Here is a 23,214-nt window from a genome sequence, read left to right as displayed (position 1 = left end):
TTCTTTGTGCAGTTGGCAGACCGCACTTTTATTATAGCAAAGGGAGTTTTTTTATCACTTTCATCGCCATAGGCTTTTTGCTACCACTCGCCTAGCGAGTGGTTTTCTTTATACAAAAAACGAAAGGACATCCTTTCGGATGTCCTTTCGTCTGGTGCGCGAGGCGGGACTTGAACCCGCACGTGCGTAATGCACACTAGAACCTGAATCTAGCGAGTCTGCCAATTCCACCACTCGCGCATTTGGCGTTGCGCTGTCGTTCAGCGCGAGATATATATTACCACGTCGAATCCAGGTTGTCAACACTCTTTTTCACTTTTTTTAATTTCTTTTTATATCGATATTCGCTATTGACTTTGTATCGAATATCGCTATACAATGAAGCTGACAAAGGGGGGTGGTTACCATTGGCACGCAAGAAGCTGGAGACGCTGACGGAGCAGATGTTCTATGTGCTGCTGGTCCTGCGGCAGGAGTGCCACGGCTACGGCATCATGCAGGCCATCACCACCCTCACCAACGGCCGGGTGAACGTGGGAGCCGGCACCCTGTACGCCCTGCTGGAGCGCTTTGAGAAGGACGGGTTGATCCTGCTGACCCGGACGGAGCTCAACCGGAAATACTATCAGCTTACCCCTCAGGGAGACAAGGTGCTCCAGGACGAGTATCAGCGCATCCGCCAGCAGGCGGCGGATATGGAACAGGTCTTGCGGAAGGGAGAAACGACATGAAGCGGAAATGGACCCTCTTTGCCTATCCCGTCATGGATATCAAGGCGGCGGAGGCCATGCTCAACCGCCGGGCTGAAGAAGGCTGGCGGCTGGAGAAGCTATGGCTCAACCTGCTGGCCTGCTTTGTTCCTGCGGAAGACCCGGTGGCTTACAGCCTGGACTGGTACGACCCCGCTCGGGAGGATGGGCCGGACTACCTCCGTCTGCTGGCTGACGCCGGGTGGTATCAGGCGGCTCAGACCGGCTACTGGAACATCTATGAGGCTCCGGCGGGCACACCCCCCATCCAGACCGACGGCGAACTGGAATACCGGCGGTTCCGAAAAAAATCCCTTCACCGTATGATGTTCGGCTGGGCGGTCTGCCTGATCTGTTTTCTGCTGCTGCCCCTGGTGGGCGTGGTCACCAACTGGACAGACATGGGGACAGCTTTGCCATTCTGGGTATGGTTTTTTACCAGATACAACACCGCGGCGCTGGTTCTTCTCTGTCTGCCCCTCCTGTTGGCCGGAGGACTGCTGTGGTCCGGACGGCTGCTGCTGCGGCTGACCCAGTGGCGGCGGGCGGCAAGCGCAGGCCTCCCCTTCCCTACGCCGGGACCAAAAAGCGTCATGGCAGCCCGCCTGCTGATGGTACTGGGCTGTCTGCTGATCCCCCTTTTCCTCCTGGCTCTGCTGTTGGATGCAAATACCGGAGCATACTCCAGAGCCTGGATGGTGGGCATTGTCATCGGCGCTTTCCTCTACGGCTTGTTCAAACAGGACCCAGCCTACCGCCGGGCCCGGCGGGGAAACTGGACCATGGCCGGGGGCGCGGCGGTGATGCTGGTGTTTAGTCTGCTCCCCCTGTCTCCCCTGACTGCCCGTCTCCAGGTAGCCCCTCCCCTGGCCGGTCAGCAGCTCTTCCCGGCTGCGGAAGCCTCTCTCCGGGAGGACAGCACTACCTTCCTGGCTTCCCATACGGAATGGACCGAGTGGTGGTCGCCGGAGGGGACAGATTACACGCTTGCGCTGGAAGGCCAGGGCTGGGTTCTGCCCTGGAGCTGGCTGGCCGACGGTATACAGAACGCGCTGACAGAACAGAATATGACCCCTCTCCCCGGCTATGACGGCGTGTGGACCGACGGGGACAGTTGCGTGCTGCGCCAGGGTAATACGATCCTGTGGATCGAAGCTATCCTCCCCGACACCCAGGCAAGCTTCCTGGACGACATATTAAACCGCATGGAAGAAGGACAGTAGGACAACGACATAATGGAGGTACCGCCATGAAAACACGTTGGAGTCTGTTTACCTATCCCGTGATGGACATCAAAGCCGCCCAGGCGGAGCTGTGCCGGCGAAGCGAGGAGGGCTGGCGGCTGAAAAAGGTGTGGTTTCGGCTGCTGGCCTGCTATGAGCCGGCACAGACCCCGGTTACCTACTTTGTGGACTGGACCGATCCTCTGGGCGACGAGGCAGAGGACTATGTGGACCTTTGCGCTCAGGCTGGTTGGACCCTGTGCCAGCGGTGTGACCACTGGAACATCTACGAGGCTCCTGCGGGCACCGCCCCCATCCAGACCGACACCCAGCTGGAGTATCAGCGGTTCCGGGATAAAGTAGTGCGCTGGTGGAAGCTGAGCGCAGGCATGGAGCTCATCATGCTGGTCCTGCTGGGGATCATCTGTCTGGGGCAGCCCACAGGACTGGCTTTCCCCCTGACCCTCATCAGCAGCTCCACCGCCCTGGGCCTTGCCCTTTTCTTCTCTCCCCTGATCCTTTTGGGGTGTCTGCTGTGGACCGGGCGGCTTGGTCTGCGGCTGATCCAGTGGTGGTCCGCCGCCCGATCGGATCAACCTATGCCGGTGCCCGGCAGGCTCAGCGCAGGGGCAGCCAAGCTGCTCTGTCTGCTCCCTCCTGTCTGGTGCGTCATCATGGTGCTGGCTCTGGCGATGGACAGCCTGGACGGCCGGGATAACTCCCTCCGTCTGGCCTATACCTGTATCAGCGCGGCTCTGGTGCTGCTTTTCTACCGCCGGTCCTTGCGTCAGCGCCAGCGGGTGAGGCTGGCCAGCTCTCTGACACTGGCGGTCATGGTGCCCGCCCTGGCCATCCACACCCTGGCCGGACCGGTGACTGCCACTCTGATGGTGAAGCCTCCTCTGGCTCAGGTCCAGGTACTGCCCTTGTCACAGGCAGGCGGCGTGGATGAGAGCGCCCACGTCGCAGAGATTCTGGTGGCCGACTCGGTGGGTTCCCGCTCCAGCCACGCATCCTTTTTCCTGGGGTACTCCGGCTGGAAAGAGGAGGAATTTGACACCATCACCCTGATTCCGAACGCAGCCCCCGTAGATCTGGAGGTCTATCAGCGCTGGGATGCCTGGACCGCCCGGTGGGACTGGCTGGCCGATGGAATGCAGCAGGCTTTGGCCGATAAGAACCTGTCCCCCGTCTCCGGCTATGACGGGGTTTGGAACGCCGGAACCCTCTGGCTCATCCGCCGGGACAACACCGTTCTGCGGGTCGAAACCAATCTGCCCACAGATCAGTGGCTGGGTCAGGTACTCTCCGCTCTGGAAGGATAACAGGGCCGCTTGCGTCCCGCACCATTCTGTGATAGCATAGACAGGAAAACAGACGCAGGAGCGTGAACACCATGGAACAACTTCTTTTTATCAATGCCTGTGTGCGGGGTGAGCGGTCCCGCACCCTGAAGCTGGCCCGCCGGTTCCTGGAAACCTGGCAGAAGGCCCACCCCGACGGAGCCATCACTGAGGTAGACCTGTGCAAGGACCGTCCGGTACCCCAGTATCCCGAGGTACTGGCGGAGCGGGATGAACTTTGGAACGCGGGCAAGCTGGACGATCCCATGTTCGACCTGGCCCACCAGTTTGCCGCCGCCGACCGGATCGTGGTCGCAGCCCCCTTCTGGGACCTGTCCTTCCCCGCCATCCTGAAGATCTATCTGGAGCGGATCTCGGTGACGAACATCACCTTCGGCTACGACGAGCAGGGCAGCAACGTGGGCCTGTGCAAGGCGGGCAAGCTGCTGCTCATCACCACCCGGGGCGGCAACTTCTCCCTGCCTGAAACGGCGTGGATGGAGATGGGCGCCCGGCAGCTGGAGGCTCTGTGCGCCATGTACGGCATCCCCTCCTTCCAGTGTCTGGCCGCCGAGGGCCTGGACGACATCCGCAACGACAAGGAGGCCATTCTGGCCGAGGCCATGGGTCGGGCGGACGCCATGGCGGAGGTGTTTTAAGTGAAGAGCCGCATTCTCCTGCTGACCACCGGCGGCACCATCGCCTCCCTGCCCACCGACGACGGCCTGGCCCCCGGTCTGGACGGGGAGGATCTGGCAGAACTGCTCCCCCGGGGCGTCACCGACTCCTACGACATCACCATCCGGGACATCCTCCATCTGGACTCCTCCAACATCCAGCCCGAGGAGTGGCAGACCATCGCCCGCCACGTCTTTGCGCAGCGAAGCACCTATGACGGTATCGTCATCACCCACGGCACCGACACTATGGCCTACACCGCCTCCATCCTGTCCTTCATGCTCCGGGGCATCTCCATCCCGGTGGTACTCACCGGGGCTCAGCTGCCCATGACCCATCCTCTCAGCGACGGCATGGAGAACCTGCGGACCGCTCTGGCTATGGCGGCCTCCGGTGTGGCCGGTGTATTTCTGGCCTTTGACCGGAAGGTGATTTTGGGCTGCCGGGCGGTCAAGACCCGCACCACCGACTTTGACGCCTTTGAGAGCGTCAACTGGCCCCTGGCCGCCTCGGTGGACGGCAAGGGCCTTCAGATCCACCGGGAGGCCATCCCCACCACCGCCGGGGCCTGTACCCTGCGGGACAGGCTGTGCGACAAGGTATTCCTCATCAAACTCACCCCCGGTCTGGACCCGGAGATCTTTGATATGCTCCTCCAGATGCACTACCGGGGCATCGTTATCGAGGCCTTCGGCGCCGGCGGGCTCCACTTCGTCCGCCGGGACCTGATCTCCAAGCTCCAGACTGCCGCCCAGGCGGGCATGACGGTGGTGGTATGCAGCCAGTGCCTGTACGAGCCCAGTGACTTCTCGGTATACGAGGTAGGCCAGAAGGTGCTGGCCCAGGGCGTTATCCAGGGCCGGGACATGACCACCGAGGCAGCAGTCACCAAACTCATGTGGGTGCTGGGCCAGACCGACGATGCGGAGATCATCCGGGACTACATGGAGCGCTCCCTGGCGGGAGAAATGGCATAGACATAAAAGAGCGTGCTGCCGTTGAGCAGCACGCTCTTTTCATCTTGTCAAAGAACTTCTGTTTTATCATACGGGAACAGGAGTTCTGGTGGTATTTCTGGGAATGGCAGCTAATATGATACATAAAGCGGAGTTTTTCACCCCCAAGTTTGTCAGTTTTTTTAGATTTATGTCAGCATATTTAATCTTGACCTACCAGGTAACAGCTGCCAGACCTCTGTGGTGCGTATGATGCATGGCGTGTTTCTCTTTCGTGGCGGAAATATGACCGTTATTTGTATCGGTCGCGCCATTGGGTAGAAAATACTTTCTTGCACTTGAAACGCTGGCGTGGAATTGCCACACGATACGTCAAAAGCACGGCTTCTTTCCTCGCCGCTGTACAAATTCGCTGCATCGCTGTTTCGTGCGCCGTTTTGGCTCAAGCTCGTGCAGACACTATTCACCAGATAAAGGAGGCACTTGGAAAGCTTTTGACAGGCTAATCAGCAGCGCCGGGATCCAACAGGGTCCCGGCGCTGCTTCTGTAAAAATCTATTTTTACAAAATAGTGGCGTCTTTGGCGTATTCCTCCAGGTATTTGGCATAGTCTTCCAGGACCCGCTCCACCAGGGCGATCTCCTCGTCTGTGTACTGCTCCATGCGCTCCGACAGAAATACCTGCTCCATACGGTGGTATGCGTCGTGGGTATCCACGGCGATCTTGGCTCGCTCCGTCAGGTGGCAAATCCGTTCCTTCTTGTTCCGGCCCTGAGTGATGGTCAGTAGACCTTTCTCCTCCAGGCGGCGAACCAGTCCGGAAATGACCATTTTACTGGCCCACATCATTTCGGCCAGGGTGGTCAAATTGCAGTCGGGGTGCTTGTCAATAAGATCCAGCAGATGGATCTCGTCGGTCTTCAAGGGAATGTCGATGCCGTAATTGCGCAGTACATTGTCACTCGCCCGCTGGACGCGGGACAGGTGATCAATTATGGCGCGAAATCCATGAGATTTCATGGGTGTAGTACCTGCTTTCTTTTTAGTTTCCCGTTTTAATTATTGTATCTCCCAACAGCACAAATGGCAAGAAAACATTTTTTCATATAATTTATATATTTATTATCTTTTTTTAATGCGTTTTTATCGGCTCCAAAAACACTATTTTTTTGTTTATTATTACAAAATTATTTATGTAATTTTGTAATATATAGAGATATTGACTTGTTCCAGAAAGGTGTTATATTAAAATAGTAAATATATTTACTATATTTTTAGCGCCGTGGACTTGCGGTTTTGCCCCCACGGTGCCAGAGAAGGAATGGTGAATCATATGAATCAGGTAACTTCCACACATGCCCCCGCCGCCATCGGTCCCTACTCCCAGGCCATCCAGACCGGCAATCTGGTGTTCGTCTCCGGCCAGCTCCCCATCGACCCGGCCACCAGTGTCCTGAAGATCGGCGATGCCGCCGACCAGACCCGCCGCTCCATGGAGAACATCGCCGCCATCCTGGAAGCCGCTGGCACCAGCATGGCCAAAGTGGTTAAGACCACCATTCTCACCACAGATCTGACCGACTTCAGCGCCATCAACGAGGTCTACGGCTCCTTCTTCCAGGGCATTGCTCCGGCCCGGGCGTGCTATCAGGTGGCCGCGCTGCCCAAAGGCGCCAAGATCGAGATTGAGGTCGTCGCCGAGCTGTAAGCGTCTAGAGGTATGCCACAGACATAGAAAGGAAGAGACAACATGGAATTTACCAACGAAGTCATCAATCATAAGATTTTGAAAGAGCGGGCCTACAATATGCGCTGGGCCGAGGTGGAGGAGGGGGTCATTCCCCTCACCGCAGCAGACTCCGATTTTCCCCCTGCGCCGGAGATCAGCCAGGCCATGATCGAGTACATCAATGGCGGCTATTTCTGCTACACGCCACACCGCGGTTTCCTGTCCTTCAAGGAGAGCATGGCCAAGGCCCTGTGGGAGCGCAAGCAGGAACCCGTAAACCCCAACTACGTCCTACCCGTCGACAGCGCTGCCCGGGGCATGTGGGCCATCGCCCAGGCATTTTTAAAGCCCGGCGACGAGGCCATCGTCTTTGACCCGGTGGACTTTCTCTTCAAGACCTCCATGGAGGCCGCAGGTGCAAAGATCACCCTGTATCCCATGAAGCTTCGGGAGGACGGCACCATCGATTTCTCCGACCTGGAACGCTATATCACCCCCAAGACAAAGATGCTGGGCCTGTGCAATCCCCACAACCCCCTGGGCAAGGTCTACCCCATGGAGGACCTGGACCACATCCTCAGTCTGTCGGAGAAGTATGGCTTCTATATCATGAACGACGAGATCTGGTCGGACATTGTCTACTCCGACGCCCAGTTCAACAGTATTCTAAAGCTTGGCAACGAGCGCAACGCCCGGACCCTCAGCGTCTTCGGCTTCTCCAAGAGCTTCGGCATCGCCGGTCTGCGTGCCGGCTGCATCTACTGTCCCAACGAGGAGACCTTTGAGAAGGTGGTAGCCGCCAGTCTTACCGACACCACCATCGGCGGCGTCGACGCCCTGGCCCAGGTGGCCGGACAAGCCTGTGTGGAGAAGGCCTACTACTGGGTCGACGGCTTTGTGGCCCAGATGCAGAAGAACCGCGACTATGCCCTGGAGCGCATCAGCAAAATGTCCGGCATCACCTGCCACAAGCCCCAGGCCACCTTTGTTCTCTTCCCCGACGTCCACGAGGTCGGCATGGACCCGGTAGACTTGGTGACATACCTGCGCGAGAAGCACAAGTTGTCCATCGTCCCCGGCGGCGAGCAGTTCTTCGGTCCCGGAAGCGCCGGGCATATCCGCATCTGCCTTGCCACCAGCCATGAGCTGCTGGAGGAGGGCCTAAACCGGCTGGAAAAGGGCCTGCAGGAGATCATGACCAACAAACAGTAATCCGCCCCATCTGTCGTATGGGAATGTAATGGGAAGAGGAGTGCAGTGTTATGATTAAGATTTTGATTGCGCTGCTATATATTGCAGCCATACTGTTCATCGGTATCCGTGCAGGCAAGCACGTCAAATCCGCCGACGGCTTCGCCGTCAATGATCGCAACACCCCCTTCTGGACCAACGTATTTTCCATGTCCTCGGCCTGGATCGGTGCCGGTTCCACCCTGGGCTGTGCCAGCACGTGCTACGCCTACGGCATTTCCGGCTTCTACCTGTCCATCGGCGTCGGTATCGGTGCCATTCTGGCCAGCCTGGTCTTCTCAGAAAAGATCCGGGCAGAAAACGTCACCACCATCCCGGAGCTGATCCGCAATCGCTTGGGTACCCGCTGTGCCAATCTGCTGGCTCTGCTGAGCATTTTCCAGGTGTTCTCCATCGTGGCTTCTCAGATCCGTTCCCTAGGCACTATCCTCAATATGTTTGTTCCCTCTCTGAGCCTGCTGGTTTCCATGATCCTCATGACCGTGGTCATGCTGATCTACACCGTTATCGGCGGCATGGCCGCTGCGGCCAAAACCGACCGCCTCAACATCGCTCTAATGGTTCTGTCCGTTATGATTATTCTGCCCATCATCGCTCTGATGAAGATGGACAGCGTGGGCACCATGGTCTCCGCCCTCAAGAGCAACTCCCCCGATATGCTGAAGGTAGGCACCACCGTGGGCTGGGGCACCATGATCTCCTCCGGCCTGTATTTCTGCACTAGCGGCATGCTCAACAGCGAAAACTTCCTGCGTATCTGCAGCGCCCGCAGCGCCAAGGAGGCCCGTAATGCCTCTCTGACCGCCACACTGATGATCTACTTCCCCTACCTACTGTTTGCCAGTTTTATTGGACTTGCCGGTACAGTTCTGGTCAGCGATCTGGGCACCGCCGACTCCATTTTGCCCGCCATGATCAACCAACTGACCACCCCCTTCATCGGCGCCATCCTGCTTGCCGCCCTGCTAGCCGCCGTCATGGGTACCGCCGCCTCCGTCACCATGCTGGCCTCCGTTACCATTTCCAGAGACGTCATCGGCCGGTTCAAGACAGATATGACCGACCGGCAGATGCTGACCACCCAGCGGGTGCTGATGGTTGTTGTGGCCGCCCTGGGCCTTTTGGTGGGCTACTTCGGTTCCTCTATCGTCACTATCATGGAGGATGTTGGCGCACCCTGCGGCGCCGCCCTAGTCCCCATCTTCTGCGGTCTGTTCTTCTGGGGCAAGAAGATGAACTCCAAGGGCTGTCTCATTACCATCGTCGTGGCCGTGGTTTCCACTCTGGTTTACTGGGCCGTCGGTTCTCCCTTGGGCATTAGCCACTTCCTGTTTGGCCTGATTTGCTCCACCATCACCATGTTCATTGCAAACTCCATCTGCTACAAGCCCGAGCTTGCGACCAATGCCTGAGTAATTCGATAGAAGGAAAGAAGGTTATTATATGGGCATCATTGACTATATCATCATCGCCATCGGCTGCGGTCTTGGCATTGCCGTGTTCTACAATATGATCAAGGAAATGGTGAAGGGCGGCTAAAACCCGCCAGACGCAAGAAAGCTCGGATCTGCAGGTCCCGATTGTCTTGCTAGTCTATCAAAGAACCCCTGTTTTCATCATGTGAAAACAGGGGTTCTGGTCATATTTTGAGGAACAACAGCTAATCTACTTGCCCTTTCCGTTTTGCGGATGGCCCCCACAACATCTAGAAACTCTTTCCAGATATGAGTGGTCATCACCCTTCACCCTTTCTCATTGGCTCCGTATTAGTATTTACATGGACAGGATTTGTGCACGGTCTTCCATCGTCGTAGCAATAGTATGGCTCCAATTTTTCACACAGCCATTCATAGTCCATAACTTTTTCTGCTCCCGAAGCAGATAATATTTGGGGAACAGTGCTTCCAGATCTGTTATAGCCGCTTCTTTATTCAAATCCTTTCCCCATTGCTCCATATAGTGTACCCCCATTTCTGATACTATTTTATCAGATATGGGGGCACTTGGAAAATTCTTGACAGCCTGAAAAGAGCGTGCTGCCCAACGGCAGCACGCTCTTCTGCTTTTTACTCAGCCCACCAGAGCCTTGCCCAGATCCCGGCAGGCGTCGGCGGCATCGGCATTGGGGGAATCGTGGGCGATCACCGGCTCGTCAGCCATCCGGCAGCCCAGGCTCTCGCACTCCTCCGCCCAGGTACGCATCCACTCGCCGTCTCCCCAGCCGTAGGAGCCGAAGAGGCCGATGGTCTTGCCCCCCAGGCTGCCCTTGACAGCGTCAAACATGGGCTGGAACTCCCCTTCCTCCAGCTGCTCGGCCCCCATGGAGGGACATCCGAAGGCGATGGCGTCGTAGCCGCTCACCAGATCGGGCGTAAAGAGGGCGGGAGGCAGCAGGTCGGCCTGACCGCCGGCAGCCGCAATCCCCTCCTCCACCAGCTTGGCCATGGCCTCGGTGTTTCCGGTGCCGCTCCAATAAACCACTGCGATCTTGCTCATCTGAATCTTCCTTTCTGAATCATCTTACTTATGCCGCCACGGTCAGCTGTCTCAGGGTGGCCCCTGCCGCAAACCGACGGCGGTAAACATTGGTACACTCTTTGAACCGGCGGAACTGCCGCTGGGCCTCTCCGGGATCGCCGTAGCACTTCCAGCAGCCGCAGAGGGTGAAGTTCTTCCCCTTGTGGCGGATGAAGCCCTTCACGTCGGAGAGCGGATATCCCAGAAATACCCCGATCTCATGGGGGAACTCCCCCTCCAGGCACAAACGGGTGGCCAGCTGACGCAGGCAGCCCCGGCTCTCCGTCCAGGGCTCATACCCCATCTCCCGGAGAAAGGCACGGTGGTCCGGCTGGTTCAGCAGCCCCGCCAGGTCCTCCTTCCGGTAGAGGTAGACCAGATAGGCCCCCGTCCTTCGGCAGCCCTTCAGCAGGGTGAGCACCAGTCCTCGCCCCTCCAGCTCCCGGCGGCAGGCGAGAAATTCCCCGGCAAAGTCTCCCCCCTCCTGGGGCTGGAATCGAAACAGACTGGCGGGCTTCAGTCCCGCCAGGGTGGGAGAGCCATGTTCAACAAGGGCGGCTTGCAGGGACATCTTTGGTGCTCCTTTCGCAGTTAGTATATACTAACCATATCGCTTCATTTTTGGTTAGCTATCGCTAACCACTCCATAAAAATACCATACTTCCCCTCCCCTGTCAACCCCTTTTTTGCGTTTCCCTCCGCTTGACGACGGCGGCCCGTCCTGCTACAATTTGCTACAGCAATGTCTGCTGAATAAACCGCGATGCGGTTTATTCGCGCGGAGGCAGCCGCGCAATTTCATAAAAACAGCTCGAAGTGGCCGTTTTTATGAAATTCAACCATTGTTGCAATGCGTATTTCTGTTGGCGCGTCTCAACGCACCAACGGAAGGCGCAATTTTTTGGACGATCACGTCCAAAAAATTTGCGCCTTGAACAAAGCCAACCAACCTTGAAAGTTGATATTTCCAGGCATTTGGCTTTGTGCAGTACGCATTACAGCAATGTAAAGGAGCGAGTTGTTTGATCGTATCGCTTGCCCCCATGGAGGGGCTGACCACAGTTTACTACCGGCAGGCCCTGGCCCGCTGGTTCGGCGGGGTGGATCGGTACTTCACCCCCTTTCTCACCCCCACTCAGGACCACCGCTTCACCAAGCGGGAATTGCGGGAGATCCTGCCGGAGCACAACGAAGGACTCCCCACGGTGCCCCAGCTGCTCACCCGAAACGGGGAGGATTTTCTCTGGGCGGCGGGAGAGCTGGCTGCCATGGGCTACCGGGAGGTCAACCTGAACCTGGGTTGTCCCTCAGGCACGGTGGTGGCCAAGGGCAAGGGCTCCGGCTTTCTGGGCCATCCGGCGGAGCTGGACGCCTTTCTGGATGAGATTTTTTCAAAGGCCCCCTGCGCCCTCTCCATCAAGACCCGGATCGGCCTGAAGGACCCGGCGGAGTTCCCCACCCTGCTGGCCATCTACCGAAAATATCCTGTGGCGGAACTAATCGTCCACCCCCGGGTACGCACCGATATGTATAAGAACACTCCCCGATGGGACTACTTCGGGGCGGCGCTGGAGGACTCCCCCTTCCCGGTGTGCTACAATGGGGACATCTACACCCCCGACGATGCCGCCAGGCTCCAGGCCGCCTTCCCGGCGGCAGAGCGGCTCATGCTGGGCCGGGGGCTGGCCGGAGACCCCGCCCTGGCCCGCCGCCTCAAGGGTGGATCTGCCGCCAACAAGAAGGAACTGGCCGGATTTGTGGACCAGGTGTATGAGAGCTACGCAGAGGCCTTCGGCAGCCGCCGCAACGCCATGCTGCGGATGAAGGAGGTCTGGTTTTACCTGATCCGCCTGTTTCTGGAGGGGGACAAGCTGTCCAAGGCCATCAAGAAGGCACGGGACCCCCTGGACTATGAGGCGGCGGTGCGCTCCGTCTTTTCGGACCTGGAGCTCTCCCCCGTCCTCCGGCCCGACTGGTGAGGTCCATGGAATACTGGGTCTACATCCTCCGGTGTGCCGACGGCAGCCTGTACACCGGTACCGCCGCCGACGTGGATAAGCGGGCGGCGGTCCACAACTCCGGCAGAGGGGCCAAATACACCCGCTCCCGCCTGCCGGTGGAGGTGGTCTACCGGGAGGCCTGTCCTGACAAGGGGGCGGCTCTCCGGCGGGAATACGCCATCAAGCAGCTGCGTCGGCGGGACAAGCTGGCGCTCATCGCAGATTATCAAAGAAAGCTGGGATCTTTTATGAAAAAAGCGGCATTTATCGGCGCAGGCAACATGGGCGGCGCCCTCATCCAGGCGGCCTGCCAGGCCATTGGCCCGGACCAGGTGGTCATTACCGACCACACTTACGCCAAGGCGGAGGAACTGGCCGGAACGCTGGGCTGCACCGTGGTTCAGGACAACGGAGATGCCCTCCGGCAGGCCGAGTACGTCTTTCTGTGCGTCAAGCCCCAGGTGATGGAGGGCGTGGTAAAGGCCCTAGTCCCCGCCCTGCGGGCCAAGCCGGACACCGTACTGGTGACCATCGCCGCCGGCATTCAGATTTCCACCCTGCGGGGCTGGCTGGGAGAGCTGGACTTCTCCCCCGCTATCCTGCGGATCATGCCCAACACCCCCGCCTCCATCGGCATGGGGATGCTGGCCCTCACCGGCGAGCCGGGGGCCAGGGAGGAGCACTATCAGGCCGTGGAGGCCATTCTGGCCAAGGCGGGCCGGGTGGAACGGCTGGCGGAGGGTCAGATCGACGCCTTTTCCGCCGTGGCAGGCTGCGGCCCCGCCTTCGTCTATCCCTTTATCGAGGCTCTGGCCGATGGGGCGGTGAAGGTGGGCCTGCCCCGGCAGCAGGCCATGGTGTACGCCGCCCAGATGGTGCTGGGCTCCGCCGCCATGGTGCTGGAGAGCGGCAAGCACCCCGGCCAGCTGAAGGATGAGGTGTGCTCCCCCGGCGGCTCCACCATTGCCGGTGTGGCCGCCCTGGAGGCCCGGGCCTTCCGCTCCGCCGCCATTGAGGCGGTGGAGGCCGCCTACCACAAGACAGTGGATCTGGGGAAGGTGTAACAACTCCATAAACAGAAAACCAGGGTGCGCCGTAAGGCACACCCTGGTTTTTTACGCTTATTCCGCTGTAATAACGGCCTTCTCCCCGTCCGACGTGGCGTGGATGGCGGAGATGGGATGGAGGTAGCTGTCGATGAGCTTGGTGGCGATGTCGTCCTCCAGGTCCTTCTGAATCTGGCGGCGCAGGTTGCGGGCGCCGTAGGTCTGGGAGTAGGACTTGCGGACCAGGTGGTCCAGCAGAGCATCGTCCCAGGTGAAGGTGATGCCCTTCTCCTTGAGGGTATCCCGCAGCTCACCCAGCATGATGGCGGCGATGGCCTTGAAGTTGTCCTCGGTGAGCTTGTTGAAGTAGACGATCTCGTCCACCCGGTTGATGAACTCAGGCCGCAGGAAGGACTCCAGGGCCTTCATGGCCCGCTCCCTCCCCTGCTGGTCGGCGGTACGGCCGAAGCCCACGCTGCCGGCGGAGGTACGGGCGTCGCTGCCCGCGTTGGAGGTCATAACGATGACGGTGTTCTCGAAATTCACGTTGCGGCCCTGAGCGTCGGTGATGTGTCCGTCGTCCAGAATCTGGAGCAAAATGTTGAGCACATCGGGATGGGCCTTCTCGATCTCATCAAAGAGGATGACGCAGTAGGGCTTGCGGCGCACCTTCTCGGTGAGCTGGCCGGCCTCGTCATAGCCCACATAGCCCGGGGGCGAGCCAATGATGCGGGAAACGGCGAACTTCTCCATAAACTCCGACATATCCAGCCGGATGAGGGACTCGGGAGAGTGGAACATATCCATGGCCAGCCGCTTGACCAGCTCGGTCTTGCCCACGCCGGTAGAGCCCACAAAGATGAAGGACACCGGCTTGCGCTTGGAGGCGATGCCCACCCGGCCGCGGCGAACGGCGGCAGCCACGGCGTGGACCGCCTCGTCCTGGCCGATGAGGTGCTCGCGCAGCCGGTCCTCCAGCTTGGCCAGGCGCTCATACTCGGCCTCCTGGATCTGGCTGGCGGGGATCTTGGTCCACAGTTCGATGACCCGGGCCAGGTGCTCCACCGTCAGGGGCGGGGCACTCTGGGCGTCCAGCTTGCTCAGCTCGTCCTGAAGCTGGATCTCCCGGCTCTTGATGGCGGCCAGCCGCTCGTAGTCCTTGCTGCTGCCCTGGTCGGCCATCAGCTTCTCCCGCTCGGCGGCCAGGTTGTCCAGTTCCTTGCGGAAGTTGGCCTGACGGCGTTCGTTGGCCCCCAGGGCCTCGGTGGTGGCGGGATTGCCCATGAGGGAATCGTGCTCGGCGGTGAGCTTGTTCAGCTCCCGGCGGATCTCGCCCTGGCGGCTCTCGTTGTTCTTTAGAGCGGTCTGGCGCTTGTAGTCCCGGTCGTTGGCCTCTACCATCAGGTTCTCCCGCTCCTGACCCAGGGACTCCAGCTCCTTCTTCACCTCCACCTCACGGGCCAGGGCCTTGTTGTGGAGGTTCACATCGGAGCAGGCCTCATCAATGAGGTCGATGGCCTTGTCGGGCAGGAAGCGGTCGGTGATATACCGCTCGCTCATGGTCACCGCCAGGCGGCACATCTCAGGAGAGATGGAGACGAAGTGGTACTTCTCATAGTAGGGGGCGATGCCCTTGATGATCTTGATGCTGTCCTCAATGGAGGGCTCCTCCACCATCACCGGCTGGAACCGCCGCTCCAGGGCGGAGTCCTTCTCAATGTATTTACGGTACTCGGTGAGGGTGGTGGCGCCGATGACCTGGATCTCCCCCCGGCTGAGGGCGGGCTTGAGGATATTGGCGGCGTTCATGGACCCCTCGGCGTCGCCGGCGCCCACGATGTTGTGGACCTCGTCGATCACCAGGATGATGTTGCCCAGCTTCTTGATCTCCTCAATCAGGCCCTTCATGCGGCTCTCAAACTGGCCCCGGAACTGGGTGCCCGCCACCAGGGCGGTCAGGTCCAGCAGGTAGACCTCCTTGTCCAGCAGCTTGTAGGGTACGTCCCGCTGGTAAATCTTCTGAGCCAGGCCCTCGGCGATGGCGGTCTTGCCCACGCCAGGCTCGCCGATGAGGCAGGGGTTGTTCTTCTGCCGGCGGTTGAGGATCTGGATGGTGCGCTGGATCTCCTCGTCCCGACCGATGATCTTGTCCAGCTTGCCCTCGGCAGCCTTCTGGGTCAGGGAGATGCAGTAGTTCTCCAAAAACTTCCGTTTGGGGGGCTTGTCGCCCTTCTTGTCCTTATCCGCCCGTTCAGAGCGGTTATTCTCCCGCTCGGGGGGCTGGTTCTGGGGGTTCTGGGCCCCGCCGCCGAACAGCTTGTTCAGGAAGGGGAAGGTGGCGGTCTTGCCCTCGTCTTCCTCGTCCTGGTCGCCGTCGTCGCTGGGCACCAGGCCCTCCATGCCCTCGGCTCCCCCGAAGGCGGACATCATTTCGTTGGTCAGTCCCTCCAGGTCCTCGTCGGTGATGCCCATCTTCTGCATCATATCTTCCACGGGCTTAATGCCCATTTCCTTGGCGCACTTGAGGCACAGCCCCTCACTCTTGGTGGTGCCGCCCTCCATCTTCTGAATGAAGATGACGGCCACATTCTTATGACATCTGGTACAAAGTGTGGGTTGCATATATGTTCAGCTCCTTTGACGGGGACGGTCCCATGGGGGCCCTCTCCCCGGAGAGATGATTCTAATCTGAAATTATGAACTGGGTATGAATCAGGCCGGCTTTCTTTCCCGCATGGCCTTGCAATACTGATACACGTACCCTGCCAGCGCCAGCAGCGTCAGTGCCAGCGCTCCGCCGATCATAGCGGTACGCCCCGCTCTGGGGATGGCGGGGAACAGCATCAGGGCCACGCACACCACAAAGAACACGCCGGTGGACAGCTTGCCCAGCCAGTTGGAGGGGATCACATCCCCCAGACGGCGATACATGAGATAACCGCCGATGGCCATGCACAGCTCCTTGCAGAAAAACACGATCACCGCCCACAGGGGGATGATACCGTCCACTGTAATGCAGATAATAACCGTAAAGGTCATCCACTTGTCAGCGGCAGGGTCCAGAATGCGGCCCAGCTTACTGATCTGGTTAAAGTGGCGGGCGATCCAGCCGTCGGCGATATCGGTCACAAAGGCCACCAGATAGATGAGGGCCGCCCAGGTATGGGCGTCCGGTATGGGCTGGAAAAACACCACCGCGAACACCGGCACCAGAAACAGCCGGAACAGGGACAGAATATTGGGGACTGTCATGTCGATTCACCTGAATTTCTCTCTTTTTCTCAGATCGCTGCCGATCACACACCGGAAAGCAGGCTCAGGGGGTTGGTGGTCATGAAGAATTTCAGCAGCACCGTGTGCTCCACCGTCTCCGCCGGGATCAGATTACCCATGAACTGAATGGCCCAGGCGGCGATAAACAGGATCAGGCAGCCCTGGAGCAGGCCGAATACCGCGCCCAGGGTCTTATTCAGGAAGTGGAGCACCGGCAGGCGGGCCACCAGGTCCAGGGCCCGGCTTACGATCTTCCACAAAATGAGAATGACCACAAAACCCACCAGGAACAGGATGAGATAGGCCGCCGACTGGGCGATGGCTGCCGCCACTTTGGCGGCGGCGCTGGCGGCCACCTCGGTCATACCGTTCTCCACCGCCTGGTTGACGCTGTTGATCAGGGGCTCATAGAAGCCCATGTCACGCAGGGCGTTGAGCACGTCCTGAAGAGGCAGGGTATCCGGGGTGGGTGCTCCCTCCCCTGTCTGGCCGTTCTCCTCCAGGCTGGCCTGGATCTGCTGGTCCAGCTGCTCCTCGATGGCGGCGGCAAATTTGGGCTCCAGGGCATCAGCCACCATGGGTGACAGGGTACGGGCCAGCACGCCGGCGCCGCCGAAGGCGATCAGCACACCGATCAGGCCGCACAGGGACAAAACCAGTCCCCGCTTGATGCCCAGCAGCACAAAAACCGCCAATATTGCCACAACGATCAATTCAAATACGATTGCCATAGGGTTCCTCCGATTTTACTGGGGCAGGTAGACCCGCGCGGTGTCGTTGCCGATAAGCAGCACGCTGCCGTCGGTGCGCTGGAGCACCTTGCGGGCACTCTGGGTCCCTTCCAGGGAATGATAGACCGACAGATCCTGGTCGTAAATGTTCATCTGATCCGCGGTCAGCAGGCTGATATACCGCCCGGCCGCCGAGATGGACAGCACCTGCTCGTCCAGAGCCAGGCTTGCCCGGGTCTCTCCCTGGGTGTCCACCACTACCAGCTCAGCAGTGCTGCCCGCCCGGTACTTGCCCAGCAGCAGAACGGCGGTGCCGTCACCCGCCAGGGAAAAGCCCTTCAGGTAGCGGTCGGAATAGGAATAGCTGCCCGTCAGGGCGGCGGAATCGTCCAGATGATAGACCTCGTCCTCACCCAGGGCCCAAATTCCGCTGCTGTCCCAGGTCATGTCCAGGATCACCTGGCCGCCCACTGTACCGGTGGCCTGGGGGGATGCGTCGGAAGCGGCGCCCGCAGTGGGATAGAGTTCCACCTGACTGGTGAAGGTACCGTCGGTGAGACCCATGGTGAGCACCGCCACCGTGCTGTTGTCCGGCGACAGGGCGGCATCCATGATAAAACGGCTGGACAGGCTCACCTGCATCTGGGGCTGGAACTGGCTGTCGTACACCGTGACCACGCCCTTATAGCCGCTCTCCTGGGTCACCGTCACCATCCAGCCCTTTCCGTTCACGTCGGCGGAAAGCACCTTCTCATCCTCCGCCAGCTCCAGGCCGAAGGCCTCCTCCCGGTTCCGGCAGGCCAGCAGGGTCTGTCCCCCGGCGTCGTAGGCCAGAGCGGTGGACCCGGCGGCCACCGCCACCGGATGCTCCATGGCAACGGTACGGTTCACATATACCTGGCCGCTGGCCGAATAGAGCCGCACGCCGGTTGTGGAACACACCAGCAGGTCGCCGTCCAGGCTGGCAAAGGTGCTCGTACTGTCCCCGTCGAAGGGGAAGGACTCAGCCTGGCCTCCGTCTCCCCGCTCCAGATCCCGGTAGGTGAACCACCGCTTGATGAAGTCAAAATTCAGTTTATCATAGTTGACGATGAGGAAGATGGCGCCCAGCACCATGACCACCGTGAGCAGAAAGGCCAGCAGCCGCAGCACCACATTGGGCCGCTTCTCCTCCTTACGGGAGGGATTGGCGTCCTTGTCCTCGTTCAGTCTATGCGCCTTCTTGGAAATTATGTGGCGAGGCATTACAACACATCCTCATGGTACCATAGCTTTGTCATGTACAGGCCGCCGGCGGGTACCGTGGGGCCTGCGGCGGTACGATTCCTGCCCTCCAGAATGGCGGGCACGTCGTCGGGAGAGAACTTGCCCTCGGCGGCATAGACACAGGTGCCCACCATGGCCCGCACCATGTTGTACAGGAAACCGTCGGCACACACCTTACATTCGATCATCAGACCGCTGCGGGTGATATTGAAGTAGTGGACCGTCCGCACAGTGGTGCGGGTCTCGGTGCCCACACTGCGGACGGCGGCAAAGTCGTGAGTACCCACAAAGTGGGAGGCCGCCCGCCCCATGATCCCCTCGTCCAGGTGCTTGGGGTAGAACCAGGCCCGGTCCACATAGAAGGCATTGCGGATATGGGAGTTGTAGATCCGGTAGGTGTATTCCTTTTTCACACAGGAGCCAATGGCGTTGAACTCCTCCGGCACCTCGGTGGCCTTCACCACCACGATGTCGTCGGGCAGCCGGGTATTCACCGCCAGGGGCAGCCGGTCGCAGGGAATGCGGGAGGTGGTGCGGAAGTTGGCCACATAGGTCTCTGCGTGGACCCCGGCGTCGGTGCGGCCCGCGCCGGTACACTTCACCGGATGGCCCACCACCGTGGCCAGGGCCTTCTCCAGAGTCTCGGCCACGGTGACGGCGTTCTTCTGAACCTGCCAGCCGTGGTAGGCCGTGCCCACATACATCAATCTTAACGCAATATTTCTCATAAGTCCTTCAGTAAATCTTAAATTTTGGTAAAAATTGTGGTGCCTCACCAACCGTAGTGGGCCAGTACGCCGATACCCACACACAGGGCCACCGACAGCAGCAGGGCAAGAATGTCCACGCCCTTCATCTTCAGCTGGCGCAGGCGGGTGCGTCCGCTGCCGCCGTGGTAGCACCGGCACTCCATGGCCACCGCCAGCTCGTCGGCCCGGCGGAAGGCGGAAATGAACAGGGGCACCAGCAGAGGCACCAGGGCGCGGGCCTTGCGGATCAGGTTGCCGCTGTCGAAATCGGCGCCTCTGGCCTTCTGAGCAGACATGATCTTGTCGGTCTCCTCAATGAGGGTGGGGATGAACCGCAGAGCGATGGACATCATCATGGCCAGTTCATGGATGGGCACCCGGATCACCTTCAGGGGGCTGAGCAGCTTCTCCAGGCCGTCGGTGAGCATAATGGGCGAGGTGGTGTAGGTCAGCAGGAAGGTGCAGGTGATGAGCATCATGATCCGCAGGATCATGAACACCGCCGCCCGGATGCCCTCGGCGTAGATGGTAAACACCCACCAGGACACCAGTGGTTCTCCCTGACCGGGGGTAAAGAACAGGTTCAGAATGGCGGTGATCAGGATAATGATGAAGATGGGCTTCATGCCCCGCAGAATGCTCTTGAGCCCCACCTTGGAAATGGCGATGAGGGCGGCCAGCAGCACCAGCAAAATGGCGTAGGTCACCACATTGGCGGCCAGGAACAGGGCCACGATATAGGCGATGGTTCCGATCAGCTTGGTACGGGGGTCCAGCCGGTGGATGATGGTCTTGCCGGGGAAATACTGTCCCAGAGTGATGTCTTTCAGGGCCATCTTATTCCCCCTCCTTTCGGGCCATCGCCGCCAGAATGGCGTCTCTGGCCTGTTGGATGGTATACACCGAGGGGTCGATGTCCACTCCCATGGCACGCAGCCGGTGGAACACCCGGGTCATGGCGGGCACGCCCAGCCCCATGCGCTCCAGCTCGTCCCCGTGGGCAAATACCTCCCGGGGAGCGCCGGAGAAGGGGATCCTGCCGTCGTTGACCACTACGATGCGGTCCACCGTCCGGGCCATCTCCTCCATGGAGTGGGAGACGATGATGATGGTGGCGTTCTTGGCCACATGGTAGTCGTGGATGTTGCCCAGAATGGACTCCACGCCCACCGGGTCCAGACCGGCGGTGGGCTCGTCCAAAATAAGCACCGAGGGCTCCATGGCAATGACGCCGGCAATGGCAACCCGGCGCTTCTGACCGCCGGAGAGCTCAAAGGGGGACTTCTCCAGAGTCTCCTCCTTCAGGCCCACAAACTGGGCGGCCTGCCGCACCCGGCGGTCGATCTCGTCGGGCTCCAGCCCCATGTTGCCGGGGCCGAAGGCGATATCCTTATAAACGGTCTCCTCAAAGAGCTGATACTCGGGGTACTGGAACACCAGTCCCACCTGAAAGCGGGTCTGGCGGGTACGCTCCTTGCTCTCCCAGATGTCCTTGCCCTCAAAGAGCACTCTGCCCGAGGTGGGCTTTAACAGGCCGTTGAGGTGCTGGATCAGGGTGGATTTGCCCGAGCCGGTGTGACCAATGATGCCCAGGTACTCCCCGCGGTAGGCGGTGAAGTCCACATCCACCAGGGCCCCGTGTTCAAAGGGGGTGCCGGCGGAATAGATATGACTCAGGCGCTCCGTCTGAATAATCGGTTCCAATTTGCTTCAGTCCTTTATCACAATGGTGCATTCCTCTTAGGGTGCATCTGATAAGTCGGGGTGCCCGAAATTTCAAGCAAAAATTTTGTCAGGCAACGAACTTTTATGCAGGAATCCTGGGCGGATTTCAAATAAAAATTCGGAAGCATGGCGAAATTTGGGCTGAAAGAGCGGGTGCCAAGACTTTTCAGATACACCCTACAAGGTAACGCCCTGGTTCAGCAGCTGATACAATTCCTGGGCGCACGCCTCGTCGCTGAGGGCGTCCAGGGAGACGTCCGCCCCTGCCTTCCGCAGTTCCCACAGAAGCTCGGTGGTCTCGGGTACGGTGAGGCCCACTTCCTTCAGCGCCTCCACCTGCTGGAATACCTCCCGGGGGGCGCCGTCGGCAATGACCTTGCCCCGGGCCATGACCACCAGACGGTCGGCCTGAGCGGCTTCGTCCATGTGGTGGGTGATGAGCACCACCGTCACCCGGTCGGTGCGGTTAAGTTCCTTGATCGTCTTCAAGACCTCCGCCCGACCGATGGGGTCCAGCATGGCAGTGGGCTCGTCCAGCACGATGCACCGGGGCTGCATGGCGATGACGCCGGCAATGGCCACCCGCTGCTTCTGGCCGCCGGAGAGCAGATGGGGGGCGTGCTCCCGGTATTCATACATCCCCACCGCCTTCAGGGCGTCGTCCACCCGGCGGCGGATCTCCTCCGGGGGTACTCCCAGGTTCTCCGGAGCGAAGGCCACGTCCTCCTCCACCACGTTGGCAACGATCTGGTTGTCCGGGTTCTGGAACACCATGCCCACGGTGCGCCGGATGCCCAGCAGCTTGGCCTCATCGGCGGTGTCGATCCCGTCCACATACACCTTGCCGCCGGAGGGCAGCAAAATGGCGTTCAGGTGCTTGGCCAGGGTGGATTTCCCCGAACCGTTATGGCCCAGCACCGCCACGAAGGTACCCTCCTGGATCTGGAGGTCCACCCCGTCCAGCACCACCGGAGAGGGGCCTTCCCCATCGTCATAGCGGAAGTGCAGATCCTTTGTCTCAAGAATGGTCTGTCCCATAGTCTCTCCTTTTTAGTCGCACAGCCAGCGGCCGGTAGCGCCGCAGGGCAGCGCCAGGCCGGTGGCAGTCACCCGCAGGCCCAGTTCCTGGCTGTCGGTATGGCCGCCGTGCTTCCGGGCCACCAGGGTCTCCAGCAGATAGGTGAGCACCGAGGGAGCCAGGCCGGTGGTGTAGGAGTTGATGAGGAAGAACAGAGGGTTGTCCGACAGCACCCCGGTCACCAGCTCCACAAAGGGGAACAGGTTCTCCTCCAGCTTCCAGATCTCGCCGGAGGGGCCCCGTCCATAGGAGGGCGGGTCCATAATGACAGCGTCATACTTCCGTCCCCGGCGGATCTCCCGCTCCACAAACTTGCCGCAGTCGTCCACGATCCAGCGGATGGGCGCGTCGCCCAGGCCGGAGGAAGCGGCATTCTCCCGGGCCCAGCTTACCATGCCACGGGCGGCGTCCACATGGCACACGCTGGCCCCCGCCGCGGCGCAGGCCACGGTGGCTCCGCCGGTGTAGGCAAACAGGTTGAGCACGCTGATGGGCCGGCCGGCGGAACGGATACGCTCCATGGCAAAGTCCCAGTTGGCGGCCTGCTCAGGGAACAGGCCGGTGTGCTTGAAGTTCATGGGCTTGATGTTAAAGGTAAGCTCCTGATAGCCCAGCGTCCACCGCTCGGGCAGGGCCTTTTTCACCCAGCGCCCGCCGCCGGTGGAGGAGCGCTGATACCGGGCGTCATACCGGTTCCAGCCGGGATGACGCCCCTCAGGGCGCCAAATAGCCTGGGGGTCGGGCCGCACCAGGGTAAACTTACCCCAGCGCTCCAGCCGCTCTCCCCCGCCGCAGTCCAGCAGTTCATAGTCTTTCCATCCGTCAGAGACCCACATAGTCATCCTCCCGGTCATTGTTGTCATAATCATCCTATTATATCATTGTGGTACAGTTGAGTCA

General features: G+C 59.9%; 23 protein-coding genes, 1 tRNA gene and 1 pseudogene. 11 read left to right on the top strand and 14 right to left on the bottom strand.

Translation table 11 applies throughout. The features are described from left to right. Positions 1 to 152: 152 nt before the first annotated feature. A tRNA-Leu gene (locus WHJ28_RS14540) sits at positions 153 to 240 on the bottom strand. Positions 241 to 407: 167 nt separating this feature from the next. Here WHJ28_RS14540 and WHJ28_RS14535 point away from each other — a divergent pair. The 6 genes and pseudogenes from WHJ28_RS14535 to WHJ28_RS14510 all read left to right on the top strand — a co-directional run. After that, on the top strand, positions 408 to 731 hold the full coding sequence (locus WHJ28_RS14535; RefSeq protein ID WP_340042780.1) for a PadR family transcriptional regulator: 324 nt from the start codon (positions 408 to 410) through the stop codon (positions 729 to 731). Beyond that, entirely contained in the window at positions 728 to 1,972 is a 1,245-nt protein-coding gene (locus WHJ28_RS14530) for a DUF2812 domain-containing protein (RefSeq protein ID WP_340042779.1), read from the top strand. The genes WHJ28_RS14535 and WHJ28_RS14530 overlap by 4 nt, the downstream gene beginning before the upstream one ends. 26 nt (positions 1,973 to 1,998) lie before the next feature. Next, on the top strand, positions 1,999 to 3,297 hold the full coding sequence (locus tag WHJ28_RS14525; RefSeq protein WP_340042778.1) for a DUF2812 domain-containing protein: 1,299 nt from the start codon (positions 1,999 to 2,001) through the stop codon (positions 3,295 to 3,297). A gap of 71 nt (positions 3,298 to 3,368) precedes the next feature. Then, entirely contained in the window at positions 3,369 to 3,974 is a 606-nt protein-coding gene (locus tag WHJ28_RS14520) for an FMN-dependent NADH-azoreductase (RefSeq protein ID WP_340042777.1), read from the top strand. Further along, positions 3,975 to 4,970: an asparaginase gene (locus WHJ28_RS14515; protein ID WP_340042776.1), complete on the top strand. Its 996-nt coding sequence runs from the start codon at positions 3,975 to 3,977 to the stop codon at positions 4,968 to 4,970. It begins immediately after the preceding gene. Between the two features lie 257 nt (positions 4,971 to 5,227). Beyond that, positions 5,228 to 5,386: pseudogene (locus WHJ28_RS14510) on the top strand (IS5/IS1182 family transposase); the annotation flags it as partial. Positions 5,387 to 5,510: 124 nt separating this feature from the next. Here WHJ28_RS14510 and WHJ28_RS14505 read toward each other — a convergent pair. Continuing rightward, entirely contained in the window at positions 5,511 to 5,969 is a 459-nt protein-coding gene (locus WHJ28_RS14505) for a MarR family winged helix-turn-helix transcriptional regulator (RefSeq protein WP_340042775.1), read from the bottom strand. 313 nt (positions 5,970 to 6,282) lie between these two features. Between WHJ28_RS14505 and WHJ28_RS14500 the strand changes: the two genes are divergently transcribed. From WHJ28_RS14500 to WHJ28_RS14490, 3 genes are read left to right on the top strand one after another with little or no spacing between them, the layout of a single operon-like run. After that, positions 6,283 to 6,657 (top strand): Rid family detoxifying hydrolase, encoded by a 375-nt coding sequence (locus tag WHJ28_RS14500; RefSeq protein WP_340042774.1) that lies wholly within the window; start codon positions 6,283 to 6,285, stop codon positions 6,655 to 6,657. A 42-nt stretch (positions 6,658 to 6,699) separates the two neighbouring features. Continuing rightward, positions 6,700 to 7,890 carry a pyridoxal phosphate-dependent aminotransferase gene (locus WHJ28_RS14495; RefSeq protein ID WP_340042773.1) on the top strand — a complete coding sequence of 397 codons (1,191 nt, stop codon included), beginning with the start codon at positions 6,700 to 6,702 and terminating at the stop codon, positions 7,888 to 7,890. Between the two features lie 50 nt (positions 7,891 to 7,940). After that, positions 7,941 to 9,341, top strand: coding sequence for a sodium:solute symporter family protein (locus WHJ28_RS14490; RefSeq protein ID WP_340042772.1), 1,401 nt, complete (start codon positions 7,941 to 7,943; stop codon positions 9,339 to 9,341). 361 nt (positions 9,342 to 9,702) lie between these two features. Here the strand turns inward: WHJ28_RS14490 and WHJ28_RS14485 are convergent, their stop codons facing one another. The 3 genes from WHJ28_RS14485 to WHJ28_RS14475 form a co-directional block, all read right to left on the bottom strand. Next, positions 9,703 to 9,885, bottom strand: a complete 183-nt coding sequence (locus WHJ28_RS14485) for a hypothetical protein (RefSeq protein ID WP_340042771.1) — start codon at positions 9,883 to 9,885, stop codon at positions 9,703 to 9,705. A 114-nt stretch (positions 9,886 to 9,999) separates the two neighbouring features. After that, positions 10,000 to 10,425: a flavodoxin gene (locus WHJ28_RS14480; protein ID WP_340042770.1), complete on the bottom strand. Its 426-nt coding sequence runs from the start codon at positions 10,423 to 10,425 to the stop codon at positions 10,000 to 10,002. A gap of 28 nt (positions 10,426 to 10,453) precedes the next feature. Then, positions 10,454 to 11,017 carry a DUF3793 family protein gene (locus tag WHJ28_RS14475; protein WP_340042769.1) on the bottom strand — a complete coding sequence of 188 codons (564 nt, stop codon included), beginning with the start codon at positions 11,015 to 11,017 and terminating at the stop codon, positions 10,454 to 10,456. Between the two features lie 451 nt (positions 11,018 to 11,468). Between WHJ28_RS14475 and WHJ28_RS14470 the strand changes: the two genes are divergently transcribed. Together WHJ28_RS14470 and proC are read left to right on the top strand one after the other, a co-directional pair. After that, positions 11,469 to 12,425, top strand: a complete 957-nt coding sequence (locus tag WHJ28_RS14470; RefSeq protein ID WP_340042768.1) for a tRNA dihydrouridine synthase — start codon at positions 11,469 to 11,471, stop codon at positions 12,423 to 12,425. 5 nt (positions 12,426 to 12,430) lie between these two features. Further along, the gene (proC, locus tag WHJ28_RS14465; RefSeq protein ID WP_340042767.1) at positions 12,431 to 13,510 is read left to right on the top strand and encodes a pyrroline-5-carboxylate reductase; all 1,080 of its coding nucleotides are present in this window, start codon (positions 12,431 to 12,433) and stop codon (positions 13,508 to 13,510) included. A 57-nt stretch (positions 13,511 to 13,567) separates the two neighbouring features. On the opposite strand, the gene WHJ28_RS14460 is transcribed toward proC, so the two are convergent. The 9 genes from WHJ28_RS14460 to WHJ28_RS14420 form a co-directional block, all read right to left on the bottom strand. Continuing rightward, positions 13,568 to 16,114 carry an ATP-dependent Clp protease ATP-binding subunit gene (locus WHJ28_RS14460; RefSeq protein WP_340042766.1) on the bottom strand — a complete coding sequence of 849 codons (2,547 nt, stop codon included), beginning with the start codon at positions 16,112 to 16,114 and terminating at the stop codon, positions 13,568 to 13,570. Between the two features lie 90 nt (positions 16,115 to 16,204). After that, positions 16,205 to 16,744, bottom strand: a complete 540-nt coding sequence (locus tag WHJ28_RS14455) for a CDP-alcohol phosphatidyltransferase family protein (RefSeq protein ID WP_340042765.1) — start codon at positions 16,742 to 16,744, stop codon at positions 16,205 to 16,207. A 44-nt stretch (positions 16,745 to 16,788) separates the two neighbouring features. Beyond that, a complete protein-coding gene (locus tag WHJ28_RS14450; protein WP_340042764.1) occupies positions 16,789 to 17,496 on the bottom strand; it encodes a CvpA family protein in 708 nt (235 codons plus the stop codon). Between the two features lie 15 nt (positions 17,497 to 17,511). Then, positions 17,512 to 18,741 carry a DUF5711 family protein gene (locus WHJ28_RS14445; protein ID WP_340042763.1) on the bottom strand — a complete coding sequence of 410 codons (1,230 nt, stop codon included), beginning with the start codon at positions 18,739 to 18,741 and terminating at the stop codon, positions 17,512 to 17,514. After that, positions 18,741 to 19,490 (bottom strand): tRNA pseudouridine(38-40) synthase TruA, encoded by a 750-nt coding sequence (gene truA, locus WHJ28_RS14440; protein ID WP_340042762.1) that lies wholly within the window; start codon positions 19,488 to 19,490, stop codon positions 18,741 to 18,743. Before truA ends, WHJ28_RS14445 begins: the two co-directional genes overlap by 1 nt. Positions 19,491 to 19,534: 44 nt before the next feature. Beyond that, positions 19,535 to 20,347 carry an energy-coupling factor transporter transmembrane component T family protein gene (locus WHJ28_RS14435; protein ID WP_340042761.1) on the bottom strand — a complete coding sequence of 271 codons (813 nt, stop codon included), beginning with the start codon at positions 20,345 to 20,347 and terminating at the stop codon, positions 19,535 to 19,537. Position 20,348: 1 nt separating this feature from the next. Then, positions 20,349 to 21,215 carry an energy-coupling factor transporter ATPase gene (locus WHJ28_RS14430; protein ID WP_340042760.1) on the bottom strand — a complete coding sequence of 289 codons (867 nt, stop codon included), beginning with the start codon at positions 21,213 to 21,215 and terminating at the stop codon, positions 20,349 to 20,351. A gap of 198 nt (positions 21,216 to 21,413) precedes the next feature. Further along, positions 21,414 to 22,274: an energy-coupling factor transporter ATPase gene (locus WHJ28_RS14425; RefSeq protein WP_340042759.1), complete on the bottom strand. Its 861-nt coding sequence runs from the start codon at positions 22,272 to 22,274 to the stop codon at positions 21,414 to 21,416. A gap of 12 nt (positions 22,275 to 22,286) precedes the next feature. Then, complete coding sequence (locus WHJ28_RS14420; RefSeq protein WP_340042758.1) at positions 22,287 to 23,150, bottom strand: class I SAM-dependent methyltransferase; 864 nt, start codon at positions 23,148 to 23,150, stop codon at positions 22,287 to 22,289. Positions 23,151 to 23,214 lie beyond the last annotated feature (64 nt).

The organism is Flavonifractor porci, assembly GCF_037572415.1.
GTDB classification, from domain to species: Bacteria; Bacillota; Clostridia; order Oscillospirales; family Oscillospiraceae; genus Flavonifractor; species Flavonifractor porci.
The sequence above is the reverse complement of the archived record's forward strand: the minus strand, read 5'-3'. Positions and strand labels throughout refer to the sequence as shown.

What these genes read in the sequence shown, in the direction of transcription:
- WHJ28_RS14485 (WP_340042771.1), bottom strand. Translation starts at nt 9,885, where the DNA reads ATGGAGCAATGGGGAAAGGATTTGAATAAAGAAGCGGCTATAACAGAT.
- WHJ28_RS14520 (WP_340042777.1), top strand. Translation starts at nt 3,369, where the DNA reads ATGGAACAACTTCTTTTTATCAATGCCTGTGTGCGGGGTGAGCGGTCC.
- WHJ28_RS14530 (WP_340042779.1), top strand. Translation starts at nt 728, where the DNA reads ATGAAGCGGAAATGGACCCTCTTTGCCTATCCCGTCATGGATATCAAG.
- WHJ28_RS14435 (WP_340042761.1), bottom strand. Translation starts at nt 20,347, where the DNA reads ATGGCCCTGAAAGACATCACTCTGGGACAGTATTTCCCCGGCAAGACC.
- WHJ28_RS14475 (WP_340042769.1), bottom strand. Translation starts at nt 11,017, where the DNA reads ATGTCCCTGCAAGCCGCCCTTGTTGAACATGGCTCTCCCACCCTGGCG.
- proC (WP_340042767.1), top strand. Translation starts at nt 12,431, where the DNA reads ATGGAATACTGGGTCTACATCCTCCGGTGTGCCGACGGCAGCCTGTAC.
- WHJ28_RS14420 (WP_340042758.1), bottom strand. Translation starts at nt 23,150, where the DNA reads ATGTGGGTCTCTGACGGATGGAAAGACTATGAACTGCTGGACTGCGGC.
- WHJ28_RS14505 (WP_340042775.1), bottom strand. Translation starts at nt 5,969, where the DNA reads ATGAAATCTCATGGATTTCGCGCCATAATTGATCACCTGTCCCGCGTC.
- WHJ28_RS14500 (WP_340042774.1), top strand. Translation starts at nt 6,283, where the DNA reads ATGAATCAGGTAACTTCCACACATGCCCCCGCCGCCATCGGTCCCTAC.
- WHJ28_RS14460 (WP_340042766.1), bottom strand. Translation starts at nt 16,114, where the DNA reads ATGCAACCCACACTTTGTACCAGATGTCATAAGAATGTGGCCGTCATC.
- WHJ28_RS14450 (WP_340042764.1), bottom strand. Translation starts at nt 17,496, where the DNA reads ATGGCAATCGTATTTGAATTGATCGTTGTGGCAATATTGGCGGTTTTT.
- WHJ28_RS14490 (WP_340042772.1), top strand. Translation starts at nt 7,941, where the DNA reads ATGATTAAGATTTTGATTGCGCTGCTATATATTGCAGCCATACTGTTC.
- WHJ28_RS14445 (WP_340042763.1), bottom strand. Translation starts at nt 18,741, where the DNA reads ATGCCTCGCCACATAATTTCCAAGAAGGCGCATAGACTGAACGAGGAC.
- WHJ28_RS14495 (WP_340042773.1), top strand. Translation starts at nt 6,700, where the DNA reads ATGGAATTTACCAACGAAGTCATCAATCATAAGATTTTGAAAGAGCGG.
- truA (WP_340042762.1), bottom strand. Translation starts at nt 19,490, where the DNA reads ATGAGAAATATTGCGTTAAGATTGATGTATGTGGGCACGGCCTACCAC.
- WHJ28_RS14480 (WP_340042770.1), bottom strand. Translation starts at nt 10,425, where the DNA reads ATGAGCAAGATCGCAGTGGTTTATTGGAGCGGCACCGGAAACACCGAG.
- WHJ28_RS14455 (WP_340042765.1), bottom strand. Translation starts at nt 16,744, where the DNA reads ATGACAGTCCCCAATATTCTGTCCCTGTTCCGGCTGTTTCTGGTGCCG.
- WHJ28_RS14525 (WP_340042778.1), top strand. Translation starts at nt 1,999, where the DNA reads ATGAAAACACGTTGGAGTCTGTTTACCTATCCCGTGATGGACATCAAA.
- WHJ28_RS14425 (WP_340042759.1), bottom strand. Translation starts at nt 22,274, where the DNA reads ATGGGACAGACCATTCTTGAGACAAAGGATCTGCACTTCCGCTATGAC.